Origin of the sequence: Hoeflea marina (assembly GCF_003182275.1) — a bacterium.
Lineage (GTDB): Bacteria > Pseudomonadota > Alphaproteobacteria > Rhizobiales > Rhizobiaceae > Hoeflea > Hoeflea marina.
The window spans coordinates 1-19,051 of record NZ_QGTR01000009.1 but is presented as its reverse complement, the minus strand read 5'-3'; the positions used below and the strand labels follow the sequence as shown (position 1 = coordinate 19,051).

At 63.4% G+C, this 19,051-nt stretch carries 7 protein-coding genes and 1 pseudogene; all 8 read right to left on the bottom strand.

The window, feature by feature from the left end:
- Window positions 1-801 precede the first annotated feature (801 nt).
- Window positions 802-8,523, bottom strand: a complete 7,722-nt coding sequence (locus DFR52_RS23040; RefSeq protein WP_110034439.1) for a YDG domain-containing protein — start codon at window positions 8,521-8,523, stop codon at window positions 802-804.
- Between the two features lie 10 nt (window positions 8,524-8,533).
- Entirely contained in the window at window positions 8,534-10,132 is a 1,599-nt protein-coding gene (locus tag DFR52_RS23035; protein WP_245415461.1) for a ShlB/FhaC/HecB family hemolysin secretion/activation protein, read from the bottom strand.
- Window positions 10,133-10,647: 515 nt separating this feature from the next.
- Complete coding sequence (locus DFR52_RS23030; RefSeq protein WP_110034438.1) at window positions 10,648-11,253, bottom strand: hypothetical protein; 606 nt, start codon at window positions 11,251-11,253, stop codon at window positions 10,648-10,650.
- Window positions 11,250-11,453, bottom strand: coding sequence for a hypothetical protein (locus tag DFR52_RS23025; RefSeq protein WP_110034437.1), 204 nt, complete (start codon window positions 11,451-11,453; stop codon window positions 11,250-11,252). The genes DFR52_RS23030 and DFR52_RS23025 overlap by 4 nt, the downstream gene beginning before the upstream one ends.
- 567 nt (window positions 11,454-12,020) lie before the next feature.
- Window positions 12,021-12,701, bottom strand: a complete 681-nt coding sequence (locus DFR52_RS23015) for a L,D-transpeptidase (RefSeq protein WP_110034435.1) — start codon at window positions 12,699-12,701, stop codon at window positions 12,021-12,023.
- 20 nt (window positions 12,702-12,721) lie between these two features.
- Window positions 12,722-13,255: a response regulator gene (locus tag DFR52_RS23010; protein ID WP_110034434.1), complete on the bottom strand. Its 534-nt coding sequence runs from the start codon at window positions 13,253-13,255 to the stop codon at window positions 12,722-12,724.
- A 136-nt stretch (window positions 13,256-13,391) separates the two neighbouring features.
- Complete coding sequence (locus tag DFR52_RS23005) at window positions 13,392-17,141, bottom strand: hypothetical protein (RefSeq protein ID WP_110034433.1); 3,750 nt, start codon at window positions 17,139-17,141, stop codon at window positions 13,392-13,394.
- Window positions 17,138-19,051: pseudogene (locus tag DFR52_RS23000) on the bottom strand (DUF11 domain-containing protein); the annotation flags it as partial. The gene DFR52_RS23005 and the pseudogene DFR52_RS23000, both read right to left, overlap by 4 nt.

Sequence of the window (19,051 nt, the reverse complement as noted above, 5' to 3'; positions counted from 1 at the left end):
CCTGGGATCCCGCAGAGGGTCGAACATGTGGGACGTCACGGCAGTCCGCCTCGGCGCCACGGAAAGTGCAGCGTTCGCCGAGATTGATTCGTGCGAACGCAGAGTCCTGGGCGCGCAACCCCTCCACGCGTCCGGTTCGTCGCACGGCGACAGCGGCGGCGCGGTCGTTCCGCACCGGGTGGGACGAAGCCGAATCAGGGCCGGCAAGACGAATCGTGACAGACTGTCATCTTGGCGCGGCTGGGTTCTTTCATCGGCGGTCAGGAGGCAGGGGCTCGATGAGCACAGCTGTGAATTCTATTCCGTTATCGGGTGGGGGCAAAACGAGCTTGCCCTGCCGCGCGTTAACCGCAGGCTCTCGGAAGCGATTCTGGCCTTGACCTTATCGTGCCGATCGCGACTCCTCTTACGCCCGGGGCTTCGCGGGGGATTGGCGACCTTTCGGCAGTCGTCTGAATCCCGCTTTCAGATGTCTTGAACACAGAAAGCCTCCCTGCGGGAGGCGTTTGCGGTGACTTGTTTGGTTTGGTCTGGCTGCGGGGGCCTGATTGCACAGAGGCTTGTTAGTTGCTTCGCCCTTGATGGGATCTGAAGCGGCGCCAATGTCCACTGAATGGATAGAGTCTGATCTTGCTCGGGACCGCAGCTTCACAACTGCACGCTGCTACGTCTGGCGAACAAGCGAACCCAGACCTCCGGCCAAGGGCATGGAGACCGCAACAGATGCGGCACAAATGGCGACGGCAAACGCAATGGCTTTCGCTCCGATACGAGAGAACTCGGCAAAATGGCCGGTGGCTGTCACTGAACAGGGTCTCCTTTGCAAGGAGAATTGGGGCCGGCAGTTTCGGCCGACAATTGGGATGTGACGAAGCTTATGAGCGGTGCGGGCGTCAATAGAAATTCAGATGAAATACATCGGTCAAAGTCACTGGTTTCAGCCGATGCACTTTCAAGTTCTGGTCTCAAGAGTGGCAGCGCTTGGGGTTCTGGCACCTGCGTTTGACCACTGATGGTAGCGAGCGCTGACGCAGTCGTATCGGCAAGTGTGTAATTTCCAGCGTCAACGCCACCAAGCGACAGGCCGGTGATCCGCACTGTCTTGCCACTACCGGCGCTGCCATCTGAGAAGGTGCCAGAACCCGTCGCTACCGTCAGCACATCGCCAGGGATCACTTGAGTGAAGCTCGCCGAAGCAGTATCCAGCGTCGCCGCCGTCGTGCCGTCATAGGCTTTATCGAATGCGACGATGCCGGTGATCGCCGAGATCACCGCCCGGGCGATGTCGGCGGTCGTGGCGGCCGTGGTCGAAGCCAGCGTGTAGTTGCCTGCGTCGGCCCCGCCGAGGCCGAGCCCGGAGATCGCCACGCTCTTTCCTGTCCCGGCGTTCTTGTCGTTGAACGCGCCGGTGGCCCCGGCTACCGCGAGATCGTCGCCCGAGATCATGCCGCTGAAGCCCGCAGAGGCGGTATCCAGCGTCGCTTCGGTGGTGCCGTCATAGGTCTTGCCCGAGGCCGCGATCCCGCTGATGGCAGAAATCACCGCCTTGGCGATATCGGCCGTGGTGGACGCAACCGTCGAGCCGAGCGTGTAGTTGCCTGCGTCGGCGCCGCCCAATGTCAGTCCGGTGATGTCAACGCTCTTGCCGGTTCCGGCATTCTTGTCCTCGAACGCGCCCGTGCCGCCTGCCACCGTCAGCTCGTCACCCGAGATGATGCCGGCGAAGCCGGCGGAAGCGGTGTCCAGCGTTGCGTCGGTGGTTCCGTCATAGGTCCTGTCCGAGGCGATGATGCCGCTGATCGCCGAGATCACCGCCCGGGCGATGTCGGCGGTCGTGGTGGCGAGGCTCGAGGCCAGCGTGTAGTTGCCGGCATCGCCGCCGCCGAGGCCGAGCCCGGTGATCCCCACCGTCTTGCCGGCTCCGGCATTCTTGTCCTCGAACGCGCCCGTGCCGCCTGCCACCGTCAGCTCGTCGCCCGAGATGATGCCGGTGAAGCCTGCGGTGGAAGTGTCCAGCGTCGCTGCCGTGGTGCCGTCATAGGTCCTGTTCGAGGCGACGATACCGGTGATGGCAGAGATTACCGCGCGGGCGATGTCGGCGGTCGTGGTGGCCGTGGCGGCGATCGCATAATTGGCGGCGTCCGCGCCCGACAGCGAAACCCCGGCGAGCGTGACGGTCTTGCCCGTGCCGGCATTTCTGTCCGCGAAGCTCGCCTCGGTGCCGGCGAAGGTCACGTCGTCCCCCGAGACCAGTCCGGACAGCGTTCCGGCGTCGGCGATGGTTGCATCGGTGGTGCCGTCATAGGTCTTGTTCTCGACCGTGAAGCCCGCCAGCGTCAGCAGCGCCCTGGCGATATCGGCGGTCGCGGTGGCCGTGGTCGAAGCCAGCGTGTAGTTGCCTGCATCGGCACCGCCGAGGCTGAGCCCGGAGATCGCCACGCTCTTGCCTGTCCCCGCGTTCTTGTCGTTGAACGCGCCGGTCGCGCCGGTTACGGCGAGATCGTCGCCCGAGATCATGCCGGTGAAACCCGCAGAGGCGGCGTCCAGCGTCGCATCGGTGGTGCCGTCATAGGTCTTGTCCAAGGCCGCGATCCCGGTGATCGCAGAGATCACCGCCCTGGCGATGTCGGCTGTCGTGGTGGCGACGCTCGAGGCCAGCGTATAGTTGCCGGCATCGCCGCCGCCGAGGCCGAGCCCGGTGATCCGCACCGTCTTGCCGCTGGCGGCGTTCTTGTCGTCGAATGCGCCGCTGGCGCTCGCCACCGTCAGCTCGTCGCCCGAGATGATGCCGGTGAAGCCTGCGGTGGAAGTGTCCAGCGTCGCTGCCGTGGTGCCATCATAGGTCCTGTTCGAGGCAACGATGCCGGTTACGGCGGAGATCACCGCCCGGGCAATGTCGGCCGTCGTCACAGCAGTGGCGGCGACCGAGTAGTTTGAGGCGTCAGCTCCCGAAAGCGAAATACCGCCGAGCGTCACGGTCTTGCCGCTGCCGGCGTTCCTGTCGTCAAAGCTTGCGCCGGTGCCGGCAAAGGACACGTCGTCGCCGGAGATGAGCCCCGTCAAGGCACCCGCATCGGCGATGGTCGCCGATTTGGTGCCGTCATAGGTCTTGTTGTCTGCGGTAAAGCCCGCCAGCGTCAGCAGCGCCTTGGCGATGTCGGCCGTGGTGGTGGCGGTGGCGGAGATCGAATAATTGGCCGAATCCGCACCCGACAGCCCGATGCCGACAAGCGTCACTGTCTTGCCACTGCCGGCATTCTTGTCGGCGAAGCTCGCCCCTGTGCCGGAGAACGAGACGTCGTCGCCCGAGATCAGCCCGGACAACGTGCCCGTCTCAGCGATTGTCGCCGCTGTGGTCCCGTCATAGGTCTTGTTGTCCGCGGTGAAGCCTGCCAGCGTCAGAAGCGCCCTGGCGATGTCGAGCGTGGCGGTGCCGCCGGTGAGCGTGTAGTTCGAGGCGAGCCCGGTGCCGTCGGCAAGCCCGAGCGTACCCAGCGCAATCTCCTTGCCGGTGCCCACATTCCTGTCGGCCACCGATCCGGCGCCCGACAGGATCAGCGCCTCGCCATTGGCGAGGTTGCCGAGCGTCAGCGCGCCCGCGCCCACCGTGGTGGTGCCGTCATAGGCGCGGCCGCCGGAGAGATCCAGCACCCGCTTGTTGACGGTGACGGCGCCGCTGCCATAGTCGACATAATAGTCCGCGGCCGTGCCGGTCGCGTAGCTCAGTGTGACAACGCCGCTTTCGCTGAAAGCGTGGCTGCCGGCATTGGTGCCGGTGGAGAAGGCGAGGCCGACATTGTCGACGCCTATGCCGTCGAGCGTGACGCCGTCGGTCGGCGCCACGTCGCCATACGTGCTGATAACGTTGCCCGACAGCCGGACATAATAATCATAGACCGGATCCGCGGCGAGCGTGCGCAGCACCGGCGCACCGCCGGACTTGAGCTTGCCCCACACCGAAGAGAAATCCCAACCGGCGTCCATGAAGCTGAAGGGATTGTTCATCGCTGCCGTGGTCAGGCCGGTGGCGCCGCAAACCCCGAATCCGCAGGCCTGTGCCTGGCCGGTGGTTTCCAGATCCCAGAAGCTCAAGTCGATGCTGCCGTCGAGCAGATAGCCGGACAGCCCGCCGACATTCGTGCCGCCGCTGCTGACCAGGCCGCTGGCATAGGTCTTGCTGATCGTTCCGTCGCGGGCAAACCCGGTCAACCCGCCGACGTAATCGCTGCCGCTGACCGCGCCGCTGGCATAGGCATCGCTGATCGCGCCTGCATTGGCGACACCGGCCAGTCCGCCGACATAAATTCCGCTGCCCGTGACCGTACCGCTGGCAAAAGCCCTGCTGATGATGCTGTCATAGGCATATCCGACCAGACCGCCAACAGCCTGATGGCCGCCGACCGTACCTGTGGCATAGGCGTCGGTAATCGTGGCCTCCTCGGCATATCCGACCAACCCGCCGGCATCATTGTGCCCGCTCGAGCTGACCGCACCGCTGGCATAAGCGTCGCTGATTTCATTCGCCTGGGCAAAGCCGACCAGACCGCCAACCTGTGTGCTGCCTCCGACCGCGCCGGTGGCGTGCGCATCGCTGATCGACCCGCCATTGGCGTAGCCCACCAGGCCGCCGACGCTCGAGCCGGTGCCGGTGACCGCGCCTTCGGCGTAGACGTCGCTGATTGCGACGCTATCGGCATAACCGGCCAACCCGCCGACCTGGGTGTCGCCGGTGACATCACCGCCGGCATGCGAGCTGGTCAGCGTGCCACCGAAAACCAGGCCAACCAGTCCGCCAATCTGGCTGCTGCTGCCGCTCACGCCAGTGGCAACAACGGCACCCGTCGCGTATGCAGCGCTGATGGCGCTGTCAAAGGCGCGGCCAACCAGCCCGCCGATACCCTGGTTGCCGCCAACACTGCCTTCCGCATGTACATCGCTGATCGTGACAAGGGCTGCACCGCCGACAAGTCCACCGACCTGGTCCTCGCCGGAAACGTCGCCGCTGGCATGCGAACCGGTGATCGACCCGCCTTCGGCATAGCCGATGAGGCCGCCGATGCTGGCGCCGCTCACGGAAGAGACCGTTCCAGTGGCATAGCCATCGCTGATGGTGACACCGCTGGTTCCGCCGACAAGCCCGCCGACCTGGGCGTTGCCGGTGACGTCGCCCGTGGCATGGGTTCGGGTCAGCGTACCGCCCGTGGCAACGACGCCAATCAGGCCGCCGACATAGTCGCCGGTCCCGTCAACCGCCCCCTCGGCATAGGCATCGTCGACCGTGAGGTTGGCGCCGTAGCCGACCAGGCCACCGACTGTCGCTCGGCCGCTGACGGTGCCGCTGGCATGGGCATCGGTGATCGTGACCTCATCCGCTTGCCCGACAAGACCGCCAACATTGTCCACACCGCCAACCGCGCCGCCGGCGTGGGAACCGGTGATCGAGCCGCCGACGGCATAGCCGATCAGCCCGCCCGCCTTGTTGGCTATGGAGGTGACCGAGGTTGTGGCATAGGCATCGATGATGTCGCTGTCATCGGCGCGGCCGAGCAGCGCACCGACCTTGGAACTGCCAAGGATCGAGCCGCCGACCAGGCCGACATGGCCGATGCTGGCACCCGAGGCATAGCCGAACAGGCCCACGAAGCCGTCGCCGGCCCGATTGATGCCGAGGTTGGAGATGGTGTGGTCCCGGCCATCGAAGCCGCCGGTGAATCTGGCTGCCAGATCGCCGACGGGATCGAAGCCGCTGCCGGCACCGGCCGAAGTCGCCCACATGTCGGAACGGCTGCCATCGCTGAAATCGTTGCCGAAGTCGATGTCGTTGCCGAGCAGATAGCTCGCCGACAGGTCCATCGCCATCAGCTGCAGCTGATGCGTGTTGGTGATGGTGGTGGAATATTCCGAGCGCAGGAACGGCCGCGTCGAACCCTCGATCATGAACCAGTCATTGGTGAAGTCGAAGCCCGCATAGGCGGCCTGGGTCAGAGCGCCGGCGGTGGAGAGACCGGTGGCACCGGTGCAATCGCCCGAACCGCAACCGGCAGACTGACCGGTCGTGTCCATGTCCCAGAAACTATCTGCGATCTCGACCGAGGATGTCGGATCGGACACATAAACTTGCCCAATCAATCCACCCGACTCGGTGCCGCTCACCAGGCCGGTGGCATAGGCGTTGGCAATACCTGTAACGTTGGTGCCATGATCTTCTGCACGCCCGACGAGGCCTCCGACAATGGTGTCACCGCTGACGGAGCCTGTCGCATAGGATTGGGTGATCCTCGAATTTTCCAGCCAGCCGACCAGACCGCCAACGTTTTCACTCCCGGCAACCGTGCCGGAAGCATAGGAACCATCTATGCTGGTCGCATTGTGCGCGTGGCCCACCAGGCCTCCGGTCGAGACCGCTCCACTCACGGCTCCCGTAGCGTAGGAATTGACAATCTCGGTAGCTTGCGTTTCTCCGATCAGGCCGCCCGCTGTGCTAACCCCGGCCGTCACCGCAGCCGTGCTATGGGAATTGATGACCCGGGTGCCTGAATCGGCAGCGCCGATCAGCCCGCCGGCATCCCAGTTGGCCGCTGTTACCGAGCCGGCGGAGTGGACATTGCTGAAGGTACTTCGGCCAAAGCCAACCAGCCCGCCAACTCTCGAGATGCCGCTGACGGTGCCGATTGAATAGACATTGCTGATTTCGGTGTCAGAAAGATGGCCTGCTAGCCCGCCGACATCGTAGTTTCCAACAATAGAGCTGCCGACCAGGCCAAGGTTGCGGATCGGCGCACCATTGGCGACGCCGAACAATCCGACAAATCCTTCGCCGGGCCGGTTGATGGTCAGGCCGCTGATCGTGTGGCCGAGCCCGTCAAGACTGCCCGTGAAGTTCGTTGACGGATCCCCCAAAATGATAGCCCCCGCATTGCCGAGCGGATCAAAGCCGGCGCCGCCGTTCCAGCCTGCTGTGGCGGACGCGTCGATGTCGGCGCCGAGCACGAAATGCCCGGAGAGATTGCCGCTGATGCCCTGCAGGTCGGCGCCGCTGGTGCTGCCTTCGGCGCCAAGCCCGGTGAGCACCGTCCAGGTGACGGCCGCATCGGTGCCGCTCTTTGTCTGAAACAGGCTGCCCGAGGCGAGATTGACCGGCGCGTTGATGGTGTAGCTGCCGGTGCCCGTTGTCTGGCCGTATTGCAGCACCAGACCGTCGCTTGCGGTCGTGCCGCTTGAGGTCAGGCTGGCATTGATGGCGATGTCGTTGTCGGCGCGCAGCGTCAGCACATGGGCGTCCCACGACATCGCCGCGTCGACGGTGATGTTGCCGGGTTCCGCGCCGGCGCCGCCATTGTAGGTCGAGACCGTGACGTTGCCGCTGGCAAGGCCGGTCTCAATCGCTGCGGCAGACGCCGCGTCGATGAGAATGTCGATCGGATCGATCAGCCAGTGGCCGCCATCGGTGTCGACCTTGAGATCCCTGTCGAGCGTCACCTTCGCCGCCGAGGTCTCCACGGATCGGGCCCTGAGCCTGCCGCCAGCCTTGACCTCGCCTGTGTCCATGTCGGCAAGCAGCAGGATGCGGCCATCCCTCGTGCCGATCGAACTTGCCTCGATCGTGCCGGTGGTGTTGACCACGCCCTTCCTGGCCGCCGAGGCGCCCTTGGCCGTGAGGATCGCCACGCCGCCATCGGCGGCGATCACGCCCTTGTTCTCGACCAGCGTCGCCATGGTCGACTCCGTGACCTCGACCGAGAGCAGGCCGTCTCCATCGAAATCGAGCAGCACGCCGGTGCCGGCCGCCAGCGCCGTGTTGCCGCGGATCGTGCCGGTGTTGGAGACATTGGGGGCAATCAGCGCCACGGTTGTGCCCTCGATGGCGCCCGCATTGCTGATCGCGCCGCCGGTGCCCGAGAACTTATAGTCGCCGGACAGGAAGTCCGCGTCGCCCAGCCCCAGCGTCGCGGCGACGAAGGCGCCGGTCTGCACGCTGCCGCCGGCGCCGATGGCAATGCCGTTGGGATTGATCAGGAAGACCTGGCCATTGGCGTTGAGGCTGCCGAGAATCTGGCTCGCCGACTGCCCGGTGACGCGGTTGAGCGCCACCGAGGACGAGCCGGGCTGGTTGAAGGTGACGGAGTTGCCGGCGCCGATGGAAAAGCCCTGCCAGTTGGCGATCATCCGGTCGGAGGACTGGTTGATCACCATGGCGCCGCCGCTCGAGGCGATGGTGGCCGCTCCCGACACCACCTGGCCGCCGGTCGGCAGCAGGTCCTGGGCATGCAGCGGCTGCGTCAGCATCGAACTGCTGACCAGCACCGCGAGCAGGGTGTTGACCGCCCGGGTCAGCGAGAAGTCGGGAACAGTGTGGCAGGCCGACCCAGGCCCGGAACTCATCGTGCCTGATGTGAGCGCTCCCGGCCGCTGCCGGTTCCTGCGCCGCCCACTCTTGCCGCCACCGCCGCCGCGGGCGCATTCCGGCACCACCACGAGGCGCCCGAGGATCTTCGACCAGATGTGACGATAAAGTCTGTTCATGTCCGTATCCTCAGAATTTGATGGAGCCCTGCAGCCAGAACTGCTGGCTGCTGGTGCCGCCGTCGGCGTTCTCGCCGGTGAGCGCGGAGCGGCCGGGATTGTCGCCGAGTCCCGCGGCCCAGGAGACCGAAAGGTTCATGGCATCGCGGGCCCAGCGTGCCGACAGGCCGGCGCTGGCAAGCGAGTAGTCGTTGCAGCCGCAGGCATTGACGCTCGCCACGCTGCCGGCGTTGCGGTTGAGCCAGACATGGCCGGCGTCGAGGAAGCCGGCCAGTTGCAGCTCTCCCCAGGCCTCGGGCAACGGCGTGTCGTAGCGCAGCTCCAGCGTTCCGACCGCGCCCATGTCGCCGCGTCCCTCGCCCACCGGATAGCCGCGGACGCCGCCGGGGCCGCCAAGCGAGAGATCCTGCGAACTGTCGAGATTCGTGCTTGCCCACTGGCCCGAGACGCTGCCGAACAGCGAGAAGGCGCCGGGCAGTTGCTGCAGCCGCGAGACTCGCGCGTCGAGCACATGAAAGTCACCCTGCGTCTTCAGGCTTGCCTGATCGATGGCGAGCGCGCTGGGCTCGCCCGACAGGTCGAGATCGCCATAGGTCCAGCCCAGCGACCAGTTGCCAAGCCCGCCGCCAAACATTGCGTCACGGCGTTCGCCGTCGATGCCGAGCCGGCCGGAGACTAGGCGCTTGTCCTGCAACCGGCCAAGCAGGCTGTCATCGACGAGCGCCTTGCCGTTAAGCGCGGTGGAGAGCCAGACATTGAGATCACGCGAGCGGACGAGGCTGTAGGACAGTTCCAATCCGGCATAGTGGGCGTAGCCTTCCAGCCCCAATGCCTTTCCGACATCATCGATGTTGGCATAGTCTAGATAGCCGTAATTGGCGTTGATGGTGAAGTCCGTTGTGCCGATGGGCAGGCTGAAGCCGAGCTGGCCGAAACGCTGGCCTTCAGACACGGTTGATGTCAGCTGCGTCCGGTCGCCATAGCCGCTGAGATCGGTGATCGTCACCATGGCGCTGGCCTCGGCCCGACCGGTAGAGGCGGAACCCGCATTGTCGCCCCAGAGGCTTGCCGACAACAGCGGCGCCTGCTCGACGCCGATCACCAGCCGGCTCGAATGCGGCGCGGCGCCCGACATCAGACGTGCCCGCGCGGTGACGCCGGCATGGTCGTTCATCCGCAGCAGGGCCGCCTCCAGGTCCGGCTTGGTGACGCTTTCGGGATCGACGCGGCCCGCGAGGATGGCTGCAAGCCGCTCGCCGCGGGCGCGCACGGTGCCGTGGCGCTCGAAGTCGCTCGCCTCAAGCACGCCCTCGGCGATCTCGACCGTGACGACACCCTCGGTGATGTCCTGGGGCGGCAGCACGGCGTAACCGAGCATTCGGCCCTGCTGCTGGATAGCCATGGTGACCGCATCGGAAATCGCCCTGATGCCGGCGATGCCCAGCCGCTTGCCCTCGACGGCAGCCCGGATGCGCGCCCGCCCGGCTTCGGGCAGCAGCGCGAGCTTGCCTGAGAAGCGCAAATGCTTGACCACGATGGTCCGGCCGCTCTCGGTGCCGGCAATGACAATCCCGTCGGACTTGGGCGACGCCTCTTCGGTTGCAGGCAACCGCGATGGCGCCAGCGCCGACTGACGCTGTTGCTGCTGGTGCAGCAAGGAGCCAGCGTCTTGCGCCAGAGCAGGCACCGCCAAGCCGGCGGACAGCAGGCAGGTCAGGACAGAGATCGGTTTCCTCAAGATTTGCACCCCTTTGAAGCATTTCGCGGCAGCCTTTGGGGCGATTGCAGCGGCTTCAATTCAATTGCAGCAACGATGGGATCCAATGCCGGCGTCACACCCGCTTCTCCGGTCCATGCATCTTCGCTCATACTACAACGCGCCTCTTCGCTTGCCGTTGTCGTGGAATGCACCCGGAGGTTCATTTTGTGCAGGAGGTCCATATTCTCCAGGCAACCGCGGCGGAGCTGCCAGCAAACGCCCGGGCCAAGCAATCGTCGGTCTCCCGCAGACTGGCGGACCAGAACGTCTTCCCGGTCAGGCCGCTGCGGCCTAGACCGGCCAAGTCCGCATGTCATTCCAGGGGCACAATCCATGCTGGAACGGCCCGGTGCCCGCAGCTGCCTTCAACGCATCGAGCGCAGATGGACGACAGATATAAGGTAGCCCCTCAACTTGTCGGCCAGATCTTCCATCGGGATATCCAGCGCAAATGCCGATTGCCTGCGATCGCCCTTGTAGAACTGCAATGTCCTCAAGATCAGCCGCTTTTCGGTTTCAGCCACCGAGCAACCCACCAGGACATCGACCGCATTGTCGAGGACCCGCGGGGCGAGATCGTCGAGGCGACGGGAAATCTGGCAGACAATATGGTCGATCAGCCGGTCGATGCTGGCGGTCATGACCACACAATCATCGGAGGCCAGGCACTCACACATGATGAAATATCCCGATTCGGGATTTATCTGCACGGTCAGCAGCACTCCGCTGCTGCTCTGGATGAGCAGCTTGGGCGATCTGGCGCTCTTGCAGGTTTCGATCTGGATTCTTCCGTCGAGGGGCGGCTCACCATAAAGTCTGATGAGTTCGGCGGCGAGAGCATCAAGTCTTGCACAGTCTGGCGACTGTTCCTCATTGGCACTCCGGCATGGCCGTGGCTGAGCCGACATCTGGTCCGCTTCGCCCTTTTTCCGGCGACCAAATCTGCCCTGGATCACGGTGGGCCTGTTCATCGGCCGGGCCGTATCTTCCAGCCGACACAGGCGCCGGCAACGCTGCCGAGTACCACCGCGACTGTGCCCATGAACTCGCCGCGCGCCATAAATCCGACAACCGCACCGGAAATCGCAGCAATGCACATGGCGATGATCACATCGCCGCGATAGGAATCTTCGATGACGTCTTCCGTAGGGTTGAGGACATTGTCATCCATGATCGACTTCCCTTCGAGATCACCAGCCACTGGCCGGCAGTTTCGATGGAAGCACCCGGCAACGGAAGGGCTGAGGGTGCTGTCCGCTTGTCGGGATGTGCAACTTTCGATCAGGCCCGCATTTGAAAGCTGTGAGAGGAGAGGTCTCTGCCCGCTTCAGCGGCATACAGCTGCGCAGCTGCCGGCAGCGGCGGCAGCTGCGGCCATGCCATTCGAGATGCGGACACAATTGCACAAAACGACAAGCCATCTGCCCGGAGTGCAATTCCGCTTGACCTGAAAATCGTCGATCATCTGACCGTCGCCAACAACGACAGCGGCCACGCCAACCGAGACCGGCGTGATCGCCAAGATTTTGATGACCAATAAATGATTGAAAGATTTACTCTATCAATTTTTCAAGCAGCGCTGCCCTCGTCTTGATCCGGTGACTTCGACCGGGATCAAGGCGGGGGCAATTTATATCTCCGGCGAGCCCCGCGCGGCTGCCTGTCCGGCCCGACCGGACCCCAACTCCCGACTCCAAGATCGAGCCACGCTGCAGACCAGAACTCGCAGGCGAACCTCTCACGACACGATAATGGGAGTGCCATTTTCCACGTGCCGGCCAAGGTGAATGGCATCCTGATTGATCATCCGGATACAGCCGGAGGACATCGATTTTCCTATGCTCCACCATTCCGGCGTCCCGTGGACACGATAGAGCGTGTCGGCGCCACCCTGATAGATGTAAAGAGCGCGCGCGCCGAGCGGGTTGCCCAGTCCACCGGGCATGCCCTTGCTGTAGCGTTGCAATTCCGGCAGCCGCTCGATCATGTCCCCCGGCGGCGTCCAGCTTGGCCACGCCTTCTGATGGCTGATGATGCCCGCCCCGGTCCAGCTGAACCCGTCGCGTCCGACGCCAATCCCATATCGGAAGGCCAATCTGTCGGATCGGACGAAATAGAGGTGATGCTCCGCGAGCCGGATCACGATGGTGTTTTCCGGCATGTCCTCCGATGCACGAACCAGCGTTCGATGAAATTGCGGCTTCAACCTGCCGAAATTGACTGCCGGAACGTGGATTCCATTGTCTTGGGTTGCCGCATAGACCAGGCGCGGATCAAATGCCGCATCGAGATCTGGCTGTCCGTCTCGCTGCCGGCTTTCCGCGCTGGCCGACCTTGCGCCGCAGACCAGCCCTTGCGCCGCAGCGGCGACGGCGACGCGCAGAAACCGGCGGCGATCGCACTCTGCCAGCCACTGCATTGGCGCGCCTGGACACCGGGTCATGCTGCGATGTCAATGACGCCTGCGGTGATCCTGCCCTGCAGAACCTCCCGCACGCGGACTGCGCTCACCGGTTTGGACAGAACGTGACCTATTCCCGTCTCCTGGAGCAGGATGGCCTCCCCTTCCGCAGCCGGGCACAACATCCCGATAATTGCGATCTCGTCCGACGGATCCCGCCACAGCGCACGGAAGGTTCGGCAGGCCTTCATGACCTCATGGGTCGGCAGGCTGAGATCCACCAGCACCAATCTCGGCTGAAACAGTTCGCACAACGCAGCCGACTCGTTTCCCGAACGCGCGACCCGGAAACTGTAACCCATGCATGCGCATGCATAAGACAGGATGATCAGGTCGACTTCATCCGTTTCGACGATCAGCACATCGATGCAGCTGCGCTCAGGCAGGGGCGGGCTTCCCCTTTCCATCGGCAGGCCAGGTTGCTCATCCGACGGCAGGACAAACCTCCAGCCATGATCAATGATCCGCCTGAGAACAGAAAGGAATGGATTCAATTGAAGCGGTTGTGCCATGTCGATTTCCCAGTTCCTGTCAAATCGCGCTGCGTGAATTCAATGGTGTGCGCGGGCCGGCGAAGAACAGTCGACGGCCGCTGCCGGCCTTCCTGTCCGTCGGCGGCCCGTTCGTCCGCCGTCGCGACGGCCGCCATCAGAATTTGCCGACAACGTTTGTGAAAACTCCGCCGTCATCAAGCGTCAGATCACTGAGGTCATCGCTGAAGCGACCGAAGTTGTAACCCGCCCCGACTTTGAAATTGTCCCCTATGTGGCGGTAGATTGCTGCCAGAGCGCCATAGTCGGCGGTCTTGGCGCTCGGCATGTAGAGGACCCTCCCCTCAACCAACGCATCCCAGTTCCTGACAATGTGAAGATCTGCTCGCGCAGTCGCCAGATAGGCAATCGAGGCCTGCCAGTCCGGATAGACATCGCCCCCGCGGACCTCGCCAACGCGCAATCCGTGCTTCGTCCCGACAGTGAGCCACGGATAGAGGTCATAGGAAAGATCGGCCGACAGGATATGGCTCCGCTGTTGCAGCGTCTCGCCTGTCGTGGTTGCCGAGGATATCTGGTTCGAGCCCGGCACGTCGTAGAGATAGATGTATTTGAATAGCCCGTTGAAGCGGTCATTGTCGACCGGCCTGTAAGCCGCACCGGTCGTCAGCTTGAGATAGGTGCCGTCATCATACGTGCCGGATTTTGATTGAGAGGCCATGAGATCCAGGCCCCCCAGCAGTCGCCAGTTCGGGCTGCTGTTGATGGTGAAGCCAGATGCCAGAAGATAGGTGTTTCCGTCACGCGTATCGTCCTGCGAGTCCTCATGCCGCAATTCGGTCCGGACATGGCCCCGAAAACCGGTCGCTTCATTGTTATAGCTGACCGAGCCGGAAATACCCTGGCGGGTGAAATCCGAACGTTCCTTTGCTGTGGTCGGATCGATCGTCGTGTCGTGGATCGAGCCTGTCTGCACTCCGCCATCGATCGTCCATACAGTGTCCGGCGTATACGTGATGCCGTAGGTTTGCGTCAGTGACCGCCGACGCCCGTACAGATCGAGGCTGCTGCCGGTGTATGCCGATGCGAGCTCGGTGACCTTCTTGCGGGCGCCGAAAACAATGGCGCCCCCGTCCGTTCCGGACAACTCGTTGGCGGCATCAAGGCTGGAGGCGCGATCGGGATCAAGGCGATAGCCGACGGAATAGCTGTCATCGGCAGTGGGCTTGTATTCAAGCCCGGCAAGTCCGCCCATGCCGCTCGTGCCACCGGAAATCTCAGCGGATGCCCCGACCTTTTCGGTCAGCTGGATCTTGCCGCCGACCCCGGCCCTGTCGTTTCGCGCAATATCCCCGTTCTGCTGCACTGTTGCCTGCGCAAACGCGTAGACGGAGCGGTCGTCGTCAATTCGATAGTCGGCTCGCAGGCCGCCATCCATTCTCGAACCGTCATAGCCGGACTTGCCTGCCAGGATCGCCGACGGCGATACGATCGCGGTACGGGCGGCGCCCGCCGTCAGCTTCAGCTTTTCGCTGAGCGCCCAGCTCACCCCGGCGTTCGTGTCATCTCGAAGCTGGCCATCGCCAACCCGAAGTTGGTCATGGCCGATGGATATGCCGATCTTGTCGGTTATATCGAACTGACCGCGCAGTCCCCAGCTCTTCCGGTCATCCGTCGTCTGTTGGCTCTCAGTGGAAAAGCCCTTCGGCCTGTCTTCGTAATAGCCTGAGACGGACCCCTTGATCCGCTTCACCCCGATATCCTCAAGATCAATGGTTCCCTTCAGGCGCCACGCGCCGACTGCCTCGTCCAGTGTGCCGATCTGATCGCCAGCAGAACTCGAAAGCCCGCCGTCGGTTGACGTCGTGCTGGTGAACCCAAATCCCTTGGAGCGCGCGATTTCGGCTTCCAGAAAGGACTTTTTCGAAAGCTGGAGGCGAAGATCCGCACCCATGGCTTCATAGTCGCTGTCGCCGGTCGTATCTGTCATGCCGGTAACCCCGATGCGGACATGCTCGCCAAGCCAATGCTGGGCCCTGCCGCCATAGGCATAGCTGTCGGTGTCCGACACCAGAGGGGTGTATTCGTACTGCACCACCAGATAGACATCGAGGCCGCCCAGCGCACTCTTGCGCACCGCTTCGGTCGTCATCGTTGATGAGGACAAGGCGTGAGCCAGCATCACCAGGCCCTGGCTGTAGTTCACCGTGTAGTCGTCGCCGGCAACCAGCGTGGTTGTCTGCAGCAGGTTGCCCGTCAGCTTGTCGCGGATCTCAACGGTAACCGTCTCCGAATCGATGGCGACGTCCTGGCGCTTGAGGAAATAGGCTGAACCGCCTGTAGCCAGGAACTGATCCTTCTGCGGAAGCGTGCCGCCCTGCGCGGCATAGACGCTCGCCTCACTGCGCCGCTCTCCATAGGAGGTGACCTCCTCGGACCGATAGACGGCGCTTGCCCCATAGAGGCTGCGGCTGGATCCGATGAACGTGGGATCGGTGACTGCTGTCCTGAAATTGCCCCACATGACATGGCTGTCGCCGCGCTCGAGCCGGACATAGAACTTGCCATCGGTGGGCGCATCCTGCGAGGCGGTGGAATCGTCGCCGTAGACCGGATAGTAATCTTCCGGATCAATCCGGTTGAGGACCTGTTCGGCGTCCTTGGAATCAAGCCCCTTGAACAGGTTTCCGATCTTATCCTCGCGGGTGTCGCCGGAGGCGGTGAGAAGATACCGCCCCTTGATCTTTCCCTTCAGATAGAAGGCCAGCCTGCCCTTGGTGTAGACACTGTCATAGTCGCCATCACGCACCGCCTCGATGCCGCTGTCCGCGAAACGCTTGCCGATCGTCAGATCGGCGATGGCCACATAGAACCAGTCATTCTTCGGAATGTTGATGTCCCGCGAGAAGGCAAGCCCGCCGCTTTTCGAGGCACCCTTCAACGCCACGTCGACTGCATGATCGCCTGGCGGAAGGATCCGTTGCACCACGAAGGACTGCTCGGGATCAAGCGGGATCGTCTCGCCGAATGCTTCGATCGAATAGCCGACAGGAACGTTCCGGCCGAAAACCGTCACGGCGCCGCCATATACCGGAATGTTGCGCAGGGCGGTGCGATCCCCCGCCATCCCGGGTGCCACGGCCACGGTCTTCGCCGCCGCATCGAATGCCTGGCTGCTGCGCGCAATCGTCAAGGGTTGCGTTTCGTCGTAGCGTCCCTGAGCATCGTAAACCCGCAGAACATAGTCGAAGTCCGAGACTGTGGATTCGGGCATCACCCAACTGGCTTCACCATTGACGGACACCGGCAAGACGAAGACGGGTTCGACCGGGTTGACGCGGCTCGAATTCCGGATGCGAATTTCGGCTCGATCAATGAATGCCGGATAGTTCGATGTCGCCAGAAACCGGACGGTTTCGCCGGTCTGATAGGTCCGGCGTATCGGTGTTGTCGAGACATTGAGCAATGTCGTCTGGTCCAGGCCGTCGAACTTGACCTGAATATCGACGGCACTGAGGTCGACATCCGTCTTGCGTTGCCGATCGACCGGCTTGGCCGATTGGGCGGTTCCGAGGGCCGGCGGCCCGCGGCGGCCGCTTTCGTCAACCACCTCCCCGTCGACGCTGATTTGAAAAGGGATGCTCCCCTCGTCAGCGGCGCTCTCATGCTCGGTGTTCTCGCCCACAGCAATGTTGCCGACCGCCGAATTGTCGAGTGCCTTGCCGCGGACGTTCCAGCCACACCCCACACCGGCACAGCTGGCAGACGTAACGGCGGACTGAGCCGAAGCGGACGAACCACCCGCCAGAGCGGCACCGATCGCCACACCGAGCAGAAGCAATTGTGGTCTTCTCCGGCAATTCGACAGGGATCTCAAATCCACACCGCTGCTCACAATGATGGTCATTGGCCAATCTCCACAATTTTCTCGAATTCCAGGCGATACGGTCCGCCCTTCCGTGCCCAGAGCGACGAGATCTCCTTTTGGAGAGCCCGAAGTCTTTGGGTGGCGAGTGTCTTGTCCGCATGGCTATCGATGTAGCTAAGACGGACCAGTGAGGGCTCTTCGGTCAGAATCCTGATCAGCTGCGGCAACTGGCTCAGCCATTGCGGCTTCAACTTCAGGCTGGTGCCCTCGAATGCCTGGTCATTGAGATCAAGCCGGACCACGCGCCCGATGGCCGCCCCGAAATTCAGTTTGGTCATGTTGCCGGCGGTCAGCCGAACCACCCTCGGATTCTCGGTGGTCAGCCGGTATCCCGTCGGCAGCGTCCGTGTGTCCAGCTTCAGGATGAAGTTCGATCCGATGCGCTGGTCGGGCAGCATGGCGCAGGGCACGTGATAGCGGCCATGCTTGTCGGTGATGATCAGATTGCCGTTGACAGTCGCCAGACGCACTCCCGGCAGACCCAGTTCGCCGGGATCCTGGTAGCCATTGTGGTTGCTGTCATCGAAAACCTTGCCGATGACTTCCGAACAATCGAAGATCGCTTCTGCAAGGACGACCACTTCCGCTGGCGCATCCGGCCCCACCGGGTCACCGTCAGGATCCAGCGCATTGGCATAGTTCACGTGGGTTCCGGGCGTGACAGTGCTCAGGACAAGCAGCCGCAGCCGGATTTCCCGCTCCTGGCCAGGGGCAAAGACGACGCCGGGGAATGACAGGGTGCGGCCGGCAATGGTCGGCGTCGCTGCGACGCCATCTATTGTGGCAGTGTCGGCGATGTATCGGAACCCGGCGGGTATCCGGTCAGTCACGGTCAGCGTGACACCGGAATTCGCCGCGTTGTTGGTCACCGTGATCACGTAGGGAACTGCGTCGCCGCGCTGAACCTGGTGCATTTCAGCCCGCTTGCGCACCGTCACATCGGCATCTCCCGGCGGATTGATCGGCGTGATGACGCAATAGGGCGGGGGATTGAAGGGGTCGCAGGGTGGCGGTGGATTGTCCGGATCCTGTGGCGTTTCGAACGTCAGGTTCACGACCTCGGTCAGTCCCACCGGCAGCGCGGCCTTCAGGGTCACGGAGACCTGTCTTGTCACCACGCCGCCGACCGGGATCGTGTCGATCGTCCAGGTGGTGATGCCTGTAGATGCATCGGACACGCCGCCGTCGCTGCTGCTGATCGAAGCGATGGCATCGACCTGGAGGAACCGGTCGGTGAGACGGTAATCGTTCACCGCCGCTCCGCCCGTGTGTGTCACGGTGACCTCGTAGACGAGCGTCTCGCCAGGCTGGGCAACTTCGTCCTTGACGGCGCCGATCTCGTCGACAAGCTCCTTTGTCGGAACGACCGATCCCTGCGGCGGATTGCTCACCCGGCAGCGCTCGATGCTGTCGACCAGGCAGAGATTGACCACTTCGGTCACGCCGTCGGGGAAGCTGTCGGCGGCCTTGACCGTGATGGTGAGCGTCACCGTGCCGCCCGCCGGCACCGTGCCGGTCCAGACCAGCTCGTGGTCGGCGGTGTTGGAGGTGTCGAAGCTGCCTCCGGCGCCATTGTCGCTGGCTGCAACAAAGCTGGTGTTGGCGTCGAACCGGTCGGTGACCACATAGCCGGTGACATCACTGCCGCCGCTGTTGGTCAGCACCATATCGTAGGTCAGCGTCTCGCCGGCCTGGACGATGCCGTCGGCGGGCAAATTGCTCTCGCCGCTCAGCGTCTTGGCCACAGTGACCTTCGGCGGTGTCGGCGGGTTGACCTCGCAGGGCGCGCCGGTGACCGCATCGGTGATGATGCAGTCGTTGACGACGCGGTTCCGCACCTTGGTGATGCCGTCCGGGATCGGGTCCTTGAGCGTCACCAGGATGGTGCG

Bases quoted from the DNA above. Each gene is read 5' to 3' on its own strand.
- DFR52_RS23040 (WP_110034439.1), bottom strand. From the start codon at position 8,523: ATGAACAGACTTTATCGTCACATCTGGTCGAAGATCCTCGGGCGCCTC.
- DFR52_RS23030 (WP_110034438.1), bottom strand. From the start codon at position 11,253: ATGAACAGGCCCACCGTGATCCAGGGCAGATTTGGTCGCCGGAAAAAG.
- DFR52_RS23025 (WP_110034437.1), bottom strand. From the start codon at position 11,453: ATGGATGACAATGTCCTCAACCCTACGGAAGACGTCATCGAAGATTCC.
- DFR52_RS23015 (WP_110034435.1), bottom strand. From the start codon at position 12,701: ATGCAGTGGCTGGCAGAGTGCGATCGCCGCCGGTTTCTGCGCGTCGCC.
- DFR52_RS23010 (WP_110034434.1), bottom strand. From the start codon at position 13,255: ATGGCACAACCGCTTCAATTGAATCCATTCCTTTCTGTTCTCAGGCGG.
- DFR52_RS23005 (WP_110034433.1), bottom strand. From the start codon at position 17,141: ATGACCATCATTGTGAGCAGCGGTGTGGATTTGAGATCCCTGTCGAAT.